The organism is Stenotrophomonas sp. AN71 (genome assembly GCF_050435725.1).
Classification (GTDB): domain Bacteria; phylum Pseudomonadota; class Gammaproteobacteria; order Xanthomonadales; family Xanthomonadaceae; genus Stenotrophomonas.
On record NZ_JBNDKU010000001.1, the window covers coordinates 292,364 to 305,009 of the forward strand.

General features: G+C 66.7%; 10 protein-coding genes. 5 read left to right on the forward strand and 5 right to left on the reverse strand.

Annotated elements, in window-relative coordinates; translation table 11 throughout:
• Positions 1–95: 95 nt before the first annotated feature.
• The gene (pip, locus tag ABH900_RS01280) at positions 96–1,043 is read right to left on the reverse strand and encodes a prolyl aminopeptidase (protein WP_429620536.1); all 948 of its coding nucleotides are present in this window, start codon (positions 1,041–1,043) and stop codon (positions 96–98) included.
• Between the two features lie 114 nt (positions 1,044–1,157).
• Between pip and ABH900_RS01285 the strand changes: the two genes are divergently transcribed.
• Positions 1,158–1,823 carry a TraX family protein gene (locus tag ABH900_RS01285; RefSeq protein WP_429620538.1) on the forward strand — a complete coding sequence of 222 codons (666 nt, stop codon included), beginning with the start codon at positions 1,158–1,160 and terminating at the stop codon, positions 1,821–1,823.
• 137 nt (positions 1,824–1,960) lie between these two features.
• Here the strand turns inward: ABH900_RS01285 and ABH900_RS01290 are convergent, their stop codons facing one another.
• A complete protein-coding gene (locus ABH900_RS01290; protein WP_429620540.1) occupies positions 1,961–4,159 on the reverse strand; it encodes a TonB-dependent receptor in 2,199 nt (732 codons plus the stop codon).
• Between the two features lie 241 nt (positions 4,160–4,400).
• Between ABH900_RS01290 and ABH900_RS01295 the strand changes: the two genes are divergently transcribed.
• Both ABH900_RS01295 and ABH900_RS01300 read left to right on the forward strand, forming a co-directional pair.
• The gene (locus ABH900_RS01295; RefSeq protein WP_429620544.1) at positions 4,401–4,982 is read left to right on the forward strand and encodes a TetR/AcrR family transcriptional regulator; all 582 of its coding nucleotides are present in this window, start codon (positions 4,401–4,403) and stop codon (positions 4,980–4,982) included.
• A gap of 104 nt (positions 4,983–5,086) precedes the next feature.
• A complete protein-coding gene (locus ABH900_RS01300) occupies positions 5,087–6,175 on the forward strand; it encodes a DNA glycosylase AlkZ-like family protein (protein ID WP_429620546.1) in 1,089 nt (362 codons plus the stop codon).
• Positions 6,176–6,276: 101 nt separating this feature from the next.
• Here ABH900_RS01300 and ABH900_RS01305 read toward each other — a convergent pair whose 3' ends face one another.
• The 3 genes from ABH900_RS01305 to ABH900_RS01315 form a co-directional block, all read right to left on the reverse strand.
• Entirely contained in the window at positions 6,277–7,203 is a 927-nt protein-coding gene (locus tag ABH900_RS01305) for an ABC transporter six-transmembrane domain-containing protein (RefSeq protein WP_429620548.1), read from the reverse strand.
• A gap of 132 nt (positions 7,204–7,335) precedes the next feature.
• Complete coding sequence (locus ABH900_RS01310; protein WP_429620550.1) at positions 7,336–8,412, reverse strand: ATP-binding protein; 1,077 nt, start codon at positions 8,410–8,412, stop codon at positions 7,336–7,338.
• Between the two features lie 3 nt (positions 8,413–8,415).
• Positions 8,416–9,132 (reverse strand): response regulator, encoded by a 717-nt coding sequence (locus ABH900_RS01315; protein ID WP_429620552.1) that lies wholly within the window; start codon positions 9,130–9,132, stop codon positions 8,416–8,418.
• 386 nt (positions 9,133–9,518) lie between these two features.
• Here ABH900_RS01315 and ABH900_RS01320 point away from each other — a divergent pair, with 386 nt between their 5' ends.
• Together ABH900_RS01320 and ABH900_RS01325 are read left to right on the forward strand one after the other, a co-directional pair.
• Positions 9,519–10,700 carry an efflux RND transporter periplasmic adaptor subunit gene (locus ABH900_RS01320; RefSeq protein WP_429620554.1) on the forward strand — a complete coding sequence of 394 codons (1,182 nt, stop codon included), beginning with the start codon at positions 9,519–9,521 and terminating at the stop codon, positions 10,698–10,700.
• A 2-nt stretch (positions 10,701–10,702) separates the two neighbouring features.
• On the forward strand, positions 10,703–12,646 hold the full coding sequence (locus ABH900_RS01325) for a MacB family efflux pump subunit (protein ID WP_429620556.1): 1,944 nt from the start codon (positions 10,703–10,705) through the stop codon (positions 12,644–12,646).

Genomic DNA, 12,646 nt, shown 5'->3' on the forward strand with positions numbered 1-12,646 from the left:
GGTCGACTCTAGCGCGTAGCGCGGGGTTCTCCGCCTCCCGGTAAGAGCAGTCGACTAACAGTCGACTCTACCTGGTTGATTCCAACCAGCCGGTTTCAGAAACCGTCCGCGAATGCATCCGTGGCCCGTACCAGCGCGTCGACGGTGGCCGTCTCACTCGCGCTGTGGCCGGAGGTCACCATCTCCAGCCGTGCTTCCGGCCACGCCTTGGCCAGGTCCCAGGCACTGCGCGGCGGGCAGATGATGTCGTAGCGGCCCTGCACGATCACGGCCGGCAGGTGACGGATACGATCGATGTCGCGCAGCAGCTGGCCGGGTTCAAGGAAGATGCCGTTGCGGAAGTAGTGTGCTTCGATGCGGGCCTTGGCCAGTACGTCCAACGGGTCATCGCTGGATTCGGCATCCACGTCATGCTGCAGGGTGGCGGCATTGTCTTCCCAACCCAGCCAGGCCATTGCCGCGGCGATTCGGGTGGCCTCATCGGGGCTGTCCATGCGCTTCCAGTACGCCGCGATCATGTCGCTGCGCTCGGCCTCGGGAATGTGGGCCTCGTAGCGGTCCCAGCGCTCCGGGAAGATCCAGCGCGCACCGCCGTCGGCCTCGGCGAACCAGCGGTTCTCGATGTCGCGGCCGAGGAAAACGCCGCGCACGATCAGGCCGGTGGCACGCCTGGGGTGCGCCTGGGCATAGGCCAACGAAAGCGTTGAACCCCATGAGCCGCCATAGACCAGCCAGCGCTCGATGCCAAGGTGCTCACGCACCTTCTCGATATCGGCTACCAGATCCTGCGTCGTGTTGTCGCGCAGCTCGCCGAACGGGGTAGAGCGGCCGCTGCCACGCTGGTCGATCAGCACGATGCGGTAGCGCGCCGGGTCGAAGAAGCGGCGATGGGTGGGCGAGATGCCTGCGCCCGGACCGCCATGCAGGTACACCACCGGGATCCCGTCCGGCGTGCCGCATTCTTCGATATGCAGCGTGTGCAGATCGCTCACCGGCAGGGTGAATTCGCGGTAGGGCTCGATGGGCGGGTACAGGGTGCGCATGGCGGGTGTCTCACTGGCGTGGGCTGCCAGCATAGTCCTCCGTGCACAGGTGTGCAGCGACCTCGGCCTGCCGGGTGCTGGATATGCGCTGGCCGATGCGCATAAGCTTCGGCGATGCAGGCGACCATGACAGACAAGAGCACGTTCGATTTCAGCCTCAGCAGTGGCGCCCGCGAGCTGCTGAAGTGGATCGCATTGCTGACGATGACCGGCGACCACGTTGCCAAGGTCGTGCTCGGCGGCTACGTACCGGTGGTCAGCGAGCTGGGGCGCATTGCCTTCCCGCTGTTCGCACTGGTGATGGCCTGCAACCTGGCCCAACCGGGAGCCGATCTGCGGAAATCCGTGCGTAGGCTTGCACTATGGGGTGTCATCGCCCAGCCAGTGCATGCACTGGCCTTCGGTTTCTGGCTGCCATTGAACATCCTGCTGAGTTTCGCGTTGGCGGCGATTGCCGTGCAGGCGTTGGCCAACAACCGCCCCGTGTTGCTGTTACTGGCCGCAGGTGTGTTGCCAGTGCTGGTGGACTACCAGTGGGCCGGTGTCGGATCGGTGTTGCTGGGCTGGATCGCATTCCGCCACCGCGCAGGGTGGCTGTTGTTGGTCGGGCTCGGTGCGGTGTGCTTGGCCAACCACAACGGATGGGCGCTGCTGGCCGTTCCAGTCGTGCTGTTGGCGATGCGCATGCCCTGGCGGCTGCCGCGCTGGCGCTGGGCGTTCTATGGGTACTACGTGGGCCATCTTCTCGTGCTGGCGGTGGTGGGTCGCATGATTTCGTGATCAATGCAGGTGTGGTCGTACCTTGTGCGGAGGCTGAGCAGATCCACGCCCTGCGTGGATGCATTTGACGGATCATCAGGGCGACAGCCAGGCACGGCGTGGTTCTACAGTAGATCCACGCCATGCGTGGATGCCTTCTAGAAATCCATCGTCGCCGACAACAACACCGTCCTCGGCGCGCCCAGCGCCAGGCTCGACAGCAACGGCATGCCCCAGTAGGCCTTGTTGGTCACGTTGTTCACGGTTGCCCGCAGTGCAAGCGGTCGGCCCGCCACGGTCGTGCTGTAGCGGGCTCCCACATCGAACAACGTACGCCCGGGCACCGACAGACTGTTGTCGGCGCTGATGTACTGCCTGGACATCGCCGTGGCATTGCCGGTCAGGGTCAGGCCTTGCAGCGCGGGCAGATCCCACTCCACGCCCAGCTTGGCCTGGCGCTGCGCAACGGCGGTGGCGATGCGGCCTTCATTCACGCCCCCTGCGGTGCGGGTCAGTTTCGGCTGCACATAGGCGGCGCCGCCCAACAGGCGCACGCCATCCAGCGGCGAACCGAAGAAGCCCCATTCCACGCCGCGGTTCCGCTGCTCGCCACCGAACGAGAAGATGTTCGTGACCGGGTCGGTGTAACTGCTCGGACGCTTGATCTCATACAGGCTGAAGGTGTGCGCGAAACCGCCCAGATCCAGCTTCAGGCCCAGCTCCTTCTGCTGGGTGCGGAACGGTGCGAACACATCGCCGGCGTTGGCGGCGGTCATCGGCGCGGTGGCGCCCTGGCTGAGCCCCTCGATGTAGTTGGTGTAGACCGAGAGCGTGTCGGTAGCCTTCACCAGCAGCGCGGCGGCCGGGGTGATGGCACTCTCGTCGTAGCGCGAGGTGCGCGCACCGCTGGCGACGTTGAAGGTCTCGCTGACCACCTGCTGGCGGCGCACGCCCAGCGTCAGCTGTACGCGGTCATCCGCGAAGGAGAGGGTATCGGCGAAGCCGAGGCTGTCCAGGCGTAGTTCGGTGTGCGAGATATGCGGCGCGACGAACGGTGCGGCAGGGCCCCAGACCGGCGAGTACAGGTTGGTGGTCCAGTCCCACCCTGGCACGCTGCGGCGACCGTAGTCGTTCTGGGTGTGCTGGTAGTGGGTCACGTTGGCGGCCCATTGGTGGCCAACGCTGCCGGTGTGGAAGGTGCCGCGCAGGCCCGCATCGCCCGACTGCTTCCTGATGTCAAAGGCCAACTGGCCGATCACCGTGCTGAAGTCGCCGGCCGGGTTGAGGATCTGCGCGCTGATCGAGCCGTTGTAGCGGTAGTCGGTCCTGCTGGTGCCATAGGCCAGGTAGGCCATCAGGTTGTCATTGATATCCAGTTCGCCGCGCAGCATCGCACCCTTGTCCTGGCTGTCCACGTAGGCCCAGTCCGGGTTGATCAGGGTGTCGCCGCGCGGTGGGCGTGGAATCGCCACGCCCGGCGCCAGGCCGACGCCACGCGCCGGGCCGTCCACGCGGTCGTCGGCGCTGTACAGATCGGCGGACAGGCGGCCACGCTCACCGCGCCAGTCCAGCGCCAGCGAACCCAGTTGCACCTTCTTGCGCTGCTTGCCGACCGCGCCGTCGCCATCGCGCCAGGCGCCGTTGAAGCGGATGCCGAACTGCTGGTCGGCGCCCATCCGGCGGCCCACGTCCACATGCGTACCGAACTGCGCATCGGAAGCGAAGTTGGCACTGACCCGCAGCAGCGGCTGTTCGCCGGCGCGCTTGGGCACAAGGTTCACCGCGCCGCCGACCGAGCCGCCCGGCGGCATCCCGTTGAGCAGTGCCGACGGGCCCTTCAGTACCTCGATGCGCTCGAACATCTCCGGCGAGGTGCGGTAATACGGTGCCATGCCGCTGAGGCCGTTGAAGGTGGTGTCACTGGTGCTGGAAGCGAAGCCACGGATGGCATAGTTCTCGCTCCATGCGCCGGTGACGCCGTTGCTGAACACCGTAGGGTCGGTGGCGGCGATGACGTCGGTGAGGTCCTTGGCCTGGCGGTCGCGGATGAACGACTCGGTGTAGCTGACCGTACTGAACGGTGTGTCCATGAAGTCCCTGTCGCCGAGCAGGCCGACGCGGCTGCCGGCGGCGACCTGGCCACCCGTATAGTCCGCAGTGATCCGGCGTTGTTCCTGCACCTGCACCGAAGGCAGGGTGGACGGCGCCGATTCGGCGAGCGCGGCGAATGCCGGGAGCAACCCAAGCGCGAGTACCGACAGTCGGTAGCGTCGGGCCATGCCCGGCGGATGCAGCAACAGGCGGGCCGGCCCAATGGTGGCGCGGATGGGCGAAGCGGGGAGGTCATGCACGGTCATACCAGGTTCCTGTGAATCGCAGGCGCGGACGCGCCTGGCGCGCTGCTATCGGCAAGCACGGGGAAAGGGCGCAGCGCGGGGTTGTTGGCTGGGTGGGGAACCTGGCGGGAAGTGAGCCACGGGCTCGATTCCGGAAGACGCACAGGCAGGGAGCCAGGCGCGTTCCGAATTAGTTGAGTAAAATAAACTAAAGAAATGGGAGCGGACAAGTGGGTCCCTTTGCTGGCACCCTCACTCCCGTATGAGCATGCAACCCGATCCAATGGCGCCGCCCCGTGGCCGCCCGCCCACCATCACTCCGGAACGGCTGGCCGACATCGGCATCCGCCTGGGCCTGCCCAACCTGACCATGGCCAATGTGGCCGCCGAGCTGGCCGTGACCCAGGCCGCGCTGTACAAGCGCGTGGCCAATCTGGAGGCACTGAAGCGGCTGGTGGCCGAGGCCGTGTTCCAGCGCTGGCAGATTCCGCGCGCGTCGGTCGATGCGCCGGGCGGGCTGCAGGCTTACCTGATGGTCTTCGTGGAATCGCTGTGCGCGGTGGTGAAGGCGCACCCCGGGCTGCCGCCGTACCTGCTGCGGCGTGCGGTCGCGAGTACGCCGATGCTGGAGAAGATCGCCTCGCATCAGGCGCATGTGGCCGAGGTATTCGGCCTGCCACTGGACAAGGCGCGCTGGCTGCTGGCGACAATCGCCTTCTATTGCATCGCCGGGGCCGACACGATCTATGCAATTGCCGATGACGAAGAAGGGCAGGTGATCTGCGAGTTCAAGCAGGGCATGCACGCTCTGGTGATCGGCTCGTTGCAGCTGCTGAAGCAGTAGATCCACGTCATGCGTGGATGCCTTCCGTGGTTTGTCACCGCGCCAGCCAGGCACGGCCCGGTTCTACTGGACGGATCCTGCGATGTCGAGAATACAATGCGGCCATGCCTGCCACAGTCACCCTCGATGATCTGCGCCGCCACGCGGTGGCGCGCACCCTGTTCAAACCCACCACGCTGCTGACCGCTATCCGCCGCCTGGGCTTCGTGCAGGCCGATCCGATCCGTGCGCCGGCACGTGCGCAGGACCTGACCCTGCGCCATCGCGTGAAGGACTACCGCGCCGGCGATCTGGAGCGGCGCTACGCGCGCCTGCCGGTGGAAGAGGATTGCCTGGTGAACTACGGCTTCCTGCCGCGTGAGCATCTGGCGCTGATGCATCCACGCGTGTCCCGGCGCGAGTGGGACGCTGAGACCCATCGCCGCGCCGCGGACGTGCTGGCCTTCGTGCGCGAGCGCGGCAACGTGCACCCGCGCGAGGTCGACCAGGCCTTCGCGCATGGCCGGGTGACCAACTACTGGGGCGGCACCAGCAATGCGAGCACGCACCTGCTCGAGGGTATGCACTACCGCGGTCTGCTGCGTGTGCAGCGGCGTGACAACGGCACCCGCATCTATGCGCTGGCTGACCACGCCGAGGCGGATGGCAGCGAGCGGGCGCAGATCGAACGCGCGACGGCCCTGATCGATCTGGTGGTCCGCAAGTACGCACCACTGCCATCAGCCAGCCTGACCTATCTGGTGCGCCTGCTGGGCTACGGCGCGCCACACCTGGTCGAGCAGACCCGGCAGGCGTTGAAGCTGGCCAAGCAAGAGCTGGCCAGCTGCACGTTGGAAGGGACGACCTGGTACTGGCCTGCGGATGAGAACCCGCGCTCGCGTCGGCATGCGCCGGACGAACAGGTGCGTCTGCTGGCTCCCTTCGATCCGGTGGTGTGGGACCGTCGCCGCTTCGAGCTGCTGTGGGGCTGGGTCTATAAGTTCGAGGCCTACACCCCTGCACCGAAGCGCCAGTACGGGTACTACGCACTACCGGTGCTGTGGCACGACCAGGTGGTGGGCTGGGCCAATCTCAGCGTGCGCGACGGTGAATTGGAATCGAGCATCGGCTATGCCGGCAAGTCGCCGGCGCGCGATCGGGTGTTTCGTGGCGCATTGGAGGATGAGCTGGAGCGCATGGCTGGGTTCCTGTAGCGCCGAGCCCCCGCTCGGCCGCTCTTGATGCTGACCGGGTAGTCGCCAACCTGGGTCGGCGGCGCCGTGTATCGGTGCCCACCAAGGTGGGGATCTACCGATCAGGCCGCGTCCTTGCCTTCCGCATCATCCATGCCGGGGCTGACACGGCGGCCAATGTCCTTCAATCGTGCGAGCTGATCGACCATCGATGGCGCATCGTCCAGGCTGCCGACGAAAGTCCATAAATAGGTCATCACTGCATAGACGTGGCCCGGGGTCACGCCATCGCTGCTGGCGAGGCGGCCGATGGTCAGCGCGAACAATGCCGCAGCGGCGAGGCCAATCACCACATAGGCGCCCGCCTCGCGGTCCGACAGCAGGATGCGCAGGCGCGACAGGGTGGTGTAGTGGCGGCGCAGCACCGAGGAGCTGACCCGGTCGACCAGCCGGATCTCGTGTTCCAGACGGTTGTTGAGCCGTCCATGCAGCTGCTCGTTGCGGCGTGCGAACGCGGGCAGCACCAGCAATGCGCCGAGCAGGGTGACCAGGCCGGCGGCGCCGACCATCGGCTCGATGGCCAGCAGCATGGCCACCGCACCGAACATCGATGCCAGCGCGGTGGCGATGATCGGCACGTGCTTCTCGAAGAAGTCCACGAACTCGCGGGCCAGCACCACACGCGCTGCCGAGGTCGAAGTGGCCTGGCCGAGCCGGCGCTGCGCCTGCACGACGTTCACTGCCAGATCGGCATAGATGCGGGTGAAGGTGCGTGTGTCGACCGCGCGACGGGCGGCACCGACCAGCCAGAACAGGAGCACCACGCCGGCGTAGGAGACGGCATGGCCGATGTTGCCGCCAATGATGGCGTCCACTGCGAAGCCAGCGAACAGCGGATAGGCCAGCAGCAGTGCGTTCTCCAGCGCCACCAGCGAGAACGTGCCGGTGAGTTGCCAGGGGTAGGTGCGCAGGATGGCCTTCAGGGTGGCGGCCGCATTCTGCTGGCCGATGCTGCCGGCGGCGGCCGCCGGATCGTGGGGGTGTTTCATGGGATGCCTGGGCGATTCGGAGACAGGGCGGGGGATGGATGTCTGTCATCCCCCGGGTCGCGCCCAGTATCGGCCGCCCTTTGGAGCAGGCATGGAGGATCGATGGAGATTGCGTGGAGAAACCGCCAGCGTTCAGCGACGGGCGTGTACCGGCCAGCGGATCTCGAACGAACTGCCACCCCGCTCGGTCGGTCGGCAGAGCGCGGTTCCGTGATGGGCGACGGCGATGGCGCGGACCACCGCCAGGCCGAGCCCGGATCCGCCACTCTGCCGCGAGCGTGAGACATCGGTGCGCTGGAATGCTTCAAAGATGCTGTCCTGCAGATCATCCGGCACGCCGGGGCCGCAATCCTCCACCGCCACCGTGCAATGGCCCTGGGCCAGCGTGACGCGCACCTGCAAGGGGCAGGGAACAGCATGCCGCCGTGCATTCTCCAGCAGTGCCAGCGCCGCCTGGCGGATGCGTGCTGGATCGCAGTCGGCCAGTGATGGGCGCGCATCAAGCATCACCGAGAAGCCGCTCTCGGTGAGGGCGTCGGACATCGCTTCGACCACCGCCGCTACCTGGACCGTCACGTCGCTGCGTTGCAGGCGCAGATCCAGATGACCGCTCTCGGCCAGGCTGACTACACGCAGGTCCTCGATGATGCGGGTCAGGCCTTCCAGCTGGGTCAGCATGCTGTTGAACTGCTCTGGCCCGGGGGCGAACACGCCTTCGGCAATGCCCTGCAGGCGACCGCGCAGGATGGTCATCGGCGTACGCAGTTCATGCGCGATCGCCGCGTTCCAGAACACCCGATTCTCGGACATCCGGCTCAGGCGTTCGGCCATGGTGTTGAAGTCGTTGACCAGCGCGGCAGCCTCCGCCATCGAAGCATCACCGCCACGCGCCCGTGCACCCAGATCGCCACCGGCAACCCGGCGCAGGCTTTCGGCGACCGAGTTCAGTGGCGTGATGATCCGCCGGGTCAGGCGCGAGGCGATCAGTGTGGCCAGCGCGACCACAAGCGTGGCCGTAAGGCCGATCCACAACCACTCCAGGCCCGAGGGCATGATGGTTTCCGGTTCGTCGTACCAGCGCGGATAGAACACTTCCATCAGGTAGTAGAACAGGTAGAAGCCGCTGATCGAAAGTACGGTCGAGCACAACGAGGCGACCGAGATGGAGAGCGTGATCTGGCGGCCGATGCTCTTGCCTTTGGAGGTCATGATTCAATCCAGGAAACGGTAGCCCACACCACGGATGGTGGCGGGAATGCCAATGACGCCGGCGTCTTCCAGCTTGCGGCGAAGTTTGCTGACGTGGCTGTCCACGGTACGCTCCTGGGCATCGCCTTCGGGCAGGCAGGCATGCAGCAGGTCCGCGCGGCTGTGTACCTGGCGCGGCGCGCGGGCCAGGTGCACGAGCAACCGGAATTCGGTGAGAGTGAAGTTCAGCGCATGCATCTGCTCGCCACTGCGCACGGTAACGTCGTGACTGCGCAGGTCGATCTCGAACGGTCCCTGGCGGATCACGCCGGTGCCATCGTCGCTCGGTGCCTTCGCGCTGCGGCGCAGGACCGCCTGCACGCGGGCGACGATCTCGGCCGGGTTGAACGGCTTGGCTACGTAGTCGTCGGCGCCCACCCGCAGGCCAGTCAACCTGTCCACGTCCTGGTCCAGCGCGGTGAGCATGATGACCGGCGTGGTGCCGCGCCGACGCAGTTCGCTCAGCACCTGCCAGCCGTCAAACTTCGGCATCTGTACATCAAGCAGCACCAGGTCTGGACGCAGCTGGCGATGCAGGACGAGGGCGGCCTCACCATCGGCTGCGCGGCTGCAGCGCAGGCCGGAGCGGGTCAGGTAGGCGCCGAGGATGTCGGCGATCTCCGCCTCGTCTTCGGCGATCAGGATCAGCGGAGGCTGGCGTGGTCGCATATCAGGTTTCATTGCGTGGTGCGGGCTGGAAAGGTGTGCAGGGGCAGGCTGTGGAGGCGGGATCATCGTCGCTGCTCGATCGCCTGCGCTTCGGCATGCGCGGCCCAGTCCAGATCGGCGCAACGCACATCGATGGGCGGTAGGGGCGGGCGTGGGCGGGACACGATGAGCGGGCAGTCGGCAAGGCCGACGAGGCTAGCCCCGGTTGATGGAGACTCGGTCGAGATTGTGTCGAGATTGCATGGATGCACGCCCACAGGTTCAGCCGCGGGCGTGGTGCCTGAACGACGCCCCGGCTCCATGCAATCTCCACAGTGGCTCCAAGAAACATCCATCGGCACCGCCCAGACTGCGGCGAAGCGATCGCATTGGGTGATCGCACGCCGCCGGATGATTCGATGAACAATCGCAGGACCTGGACTCTTGCCCTGGCCGCAACCGTCGTTGTCGGGGCCGCCGCCGCGTGGGTGCTGGCCGACGACGAGGGAAACGCGCTGATCACCGCGCCGGCGCGGGTGGCTGATCTGGAAAAGAGCGTGCAGGCGGTCGGCCGGGTCAATCCCAAGGAATTGGTGGCGGTGGGCGCGCAGGTGTCCGGCCAGGTCAAACGTCTGCATGTGATGCTGGGACAGCGGGTACAGGCCGGCGACCTGATCGCCGAAGTCGATTCGCAACCGCAACGCATCGCCCTGCGCAGCGCCGAGGCCGCCGCCAACGCGCTGCGCGCCCAGCACGCGGCCAGCCAGGCGCGCTCGGCGCAGGCGGGCCGCGTGTATGAACGCCAGGCGCAGCTGCTGGCCTCGCGGCTGGTTTCCCGGGAGGGCTTCGAGAGCGCGCGGGTTGCCCGCGATGCGGCGCGTTCGGAGGTCGCTGCGCTGCAGGCGCAGATCGACCAGGCGCTGACCCAGGTGGAGACAGCGCAGATCAATCTGGGCTATACCCGCATCGTTTCGCCCTCCGACGGCTACATCGTGGCCATCGTCACCAAGGCCGGGCAGACGCTCAACTCGATGCAGACCACGCCGACCATCGTGATGCTGGCGCAGCTGGATACGATGACCGTGCGCGCCGAGATTGCCGAGGCCGACGTGGAACTGATCGTGCCGGGGCAACCGCTGTGGTTCTCGACGCTGGGCCCGGGCGGCCGCCGCTATGATGCCCATCTGCAACAGCTGGAACCCGCGCCGGCCTCGATTGCCGAAGTGGCCGCCGCCACGGCAGGGGGATCGGCGCAGGCGCCGAAGGCGGTGTACTACGCAGGCGTGTTCGATGTGGCCAATCCGGGCCTGAAACTGAAGCCGTCGATGACGGTGAAGGTGACGATCCAGCTGGCGCGTGCACGCAACGCGCTGCAGGTGCCGTTGACGGCGCTGGCCGGGTCCGGGACCGCGGAGGGGGGACGCGCAATCGTGCAGGTGGTGGACGGCAAGGGGCGTGTCCGTGCGCGCACGGTCACGACCGGCCTGCGCAACGCCACAGCCGTGCAGATCCTTTCCGGCCTGCGCGAAGGCGAGAACGTGGTGGTGGCGCAGGCGCCCGCTGGCGTGGGCACCGAACCCACCAGCCTGTTGGGAATCTGAGCATGGCCAGCGCTCTGCTTGAACTCCACGGCGTCTCGCGCGCCTATCGTTCGGCCGCCGGCGAGGTGGTGGTGCTGAAGGATGTGTCACTGCGCATCGACGCGGGTGAGTTCATCGCCATCATCGGTCCGTCGGGATCGGGCAAATCAACACTGATGAACATTCTCGGCTGCCTGGACCGGCCGACTGCAGGCAGCTATCGGGTGAACGGCGTGGCCACCGAACAGATGCTGCCTGATGAGCTGGCACGCCTGCGCCGTGAACACTTCGGCTTCATCTTCCAGCGCTACAACCTGATGGAGAACCTCAGCGCCACCGAGAACGTGGCGCTGCCGGCGGTCTATGCCGGCGTGGATGAAGCGCGCCGTACGCTGCGCGCGCAGGCATTGCTGGAGACGTTGGGGCTGGGTGAGCGCAGCACAAACCGGCCCAGCCAGCTGTCCGGCGGCCAGCAGCAGCGCGTGTCCATCGCCCGTTCACTGATGAACGGCGGCGCCATCGTGCTGGCCGATGAACCGACCGGTGCGCTCGATCATGCCAGCGGCCAGCAGGTGATGGCTGAACTGAAACGGCTGCATGAGCAGGGTCATACCGTGATCGTGGTGACCCACGATGCTTCGATTGCGGCCCATGCCGGCCGGGTGATCGAAATTGCCGATGGCCGCGTGGTCGCCGACCGTGGGGATCAGTGCGCCGCACCCGATACCGGGGTGGCGCATGCGAGCCGCATCCCGACGCAGCCGGCGGAGCGCGGGGCGCGCCTGGATGGGCTGCGCGAGGCGGCGCGCATGGCGCTGCGCTCGATGCTGGCGCATCGGCTGCGTACGCTGCTGACCATGCTGGGCATCATCATCGGCGTGGCTGCGGTGGTCACCGTGGTCGCATTGGGCAAGGGCGCGCAGGCGCAGGTGGAGTCACAGATCAACGAACTCGGCGCCAGTACCCTGGAAATCTTCCCGGGTGCCGACTTTGGTGATCCACGTTCTGCGGAAATCGAGACACTGGTGGTCGGCGATGCGGATCATCTGGCCGCATTGAGCTACGTGGACAGCGTCAGTCCGAACCTCGGTGGGTCGGTGGCCGCACAGCAGGGCAACCGACGTGCCAATACCCAGGTGCTGGGCGTTGGCGCCGACCTGCCACGCGTGCGCGGATTGCGACTGAAGGCTGGGCGCTTCTTCACCGATGCCGAAGTGGACGCGCATCGCGCCGTGGGCGTGGTCGACCAGAAGGCGGCCACGGCATTGTTCAGCGGCAACCCGATCGGCAGCACGGTGCTGCTGGGCGGCATGCCGGTTGAAGTGATCGGCGTGGTTGCCGCCAGTGCCTTGACCAGCGGAGCGACACCGACGGTCTATGTGCCGTACACCTCGGCGGCTTCGCGGTTGCTTGGCAGCCAACGCCTGGAGAGCATCACCGTACGCGTGCGCGATGACGTGCCGACCACGGCGGCCGAAGCGTCGCTGGCGGCGGAGCTGCAGCGTCGCCACGGTGGTCGTGACTTCTTCATCTACAACGCCGACCAGATCCGCAAGGCGGTGATGAACTCCAGCCGGACCATGGCCGCGCTGGTATCGGCCATCGCTGCGGTGGCGCTGGTGGTGGGCGGGGTGGGGGTGATGAACATCATGCTGGTGTCGGTGAAGGAGCGTGTGCGTGAGATCGGCGTGCGCCTGGCGGTCGGTGCACGGCAACGCGACATCCTGCGCCAGTTCCTGATCGAGGCGGTATTGATCTGCCTGTCCGGTGGCGTGCTGGGGGTGGCGTTGGCGTTCAGTGTGGGCGTGCTGTCCAGCGTGCTGTCGCTGGGCGTGCCGCTGCTGTTCTCGCCAGCACCGGTGCTGGTTGCATTGGCGTGTTCGTCAGCCATCGGCCTGGGCTTCGGCTACTTCCCGGCACGCAGCGCAGCACAGCTGGACCCGATCCAGGCGTTGGCGTCGGAGTAA

Bases quoted from the DNA above. Each gene is read 5' to 3' on its own strand.
- pip (WP_429620536.1), bottom strand. From the start codon at position 1,043: ATGCGCACCCTGTACCCGCCCATCGAGCCCTACCGCGAATTCACCCTG.
- ABH900_RS01285 (WP_429620538.1), top strand. From the start codon at position 1,158: ATGCAGGCGACCATGACAGACAAGAGCACGTTCGATTTCAGCCTCAGC.
- ABH900_RS01290 (WP_429620540.1), bottom strand. From the start codon at position 4,159: ATGACCGTGCATGACCTCCCCGCTTCGCCCATCCGCGCCACCATTGGG.
- ABH900_RS01295 (WP_429620544.1), top strand. From the start codon at position 4,401: ATGAGCATGCAACCCGATCCAATGGCGCCGCCCCGTGGCCGCCCGCCC.
- ABH900_RS01300 (WP_429620546.1), top strand. From the start codon at position 5,087: ATGCCTGCCACAGTCACCCTCGATGATCTGCGCCGCCACGCGGTGGCG.
- ABH900_RS01305 (WP_429620548.1), bottom strand. From the start codon at position 7,203: ATGAAACACCCCCACGATCCGGCGGCCGCCGCCGGCAGCATCGGCCAG.
- ABH900_RS01310 (WP_429620550.1), bottom strand. From the start codon at position 8,412: ATGACCTCCAAAGGCAAGAGCATCGGCCGCCAGATCACGCTCTCCATC.
- ABH900_RS01315 (WP_429620552.1), bottom strand. From the start codon at position 9,132: ATGAAACCTGATATGCGACCACGCCAGCCTCCGCTGATCCTGATCGCC.
- ABH900_RS01320 (WP_429620554.1), top strand. From the start codon at position 9,519: ATGAACAATCGCAGGACCTGGACTCTTGCCCTGGCCGCAACCGTCGTT.
- ABH900_RS01325 (WP_429620556.1), top strand. From the start codon at position 10,703: ATGGCCAGCGCTCTGCTTGAACTCCACGGCGTCTCGCGCGCCTATCGT.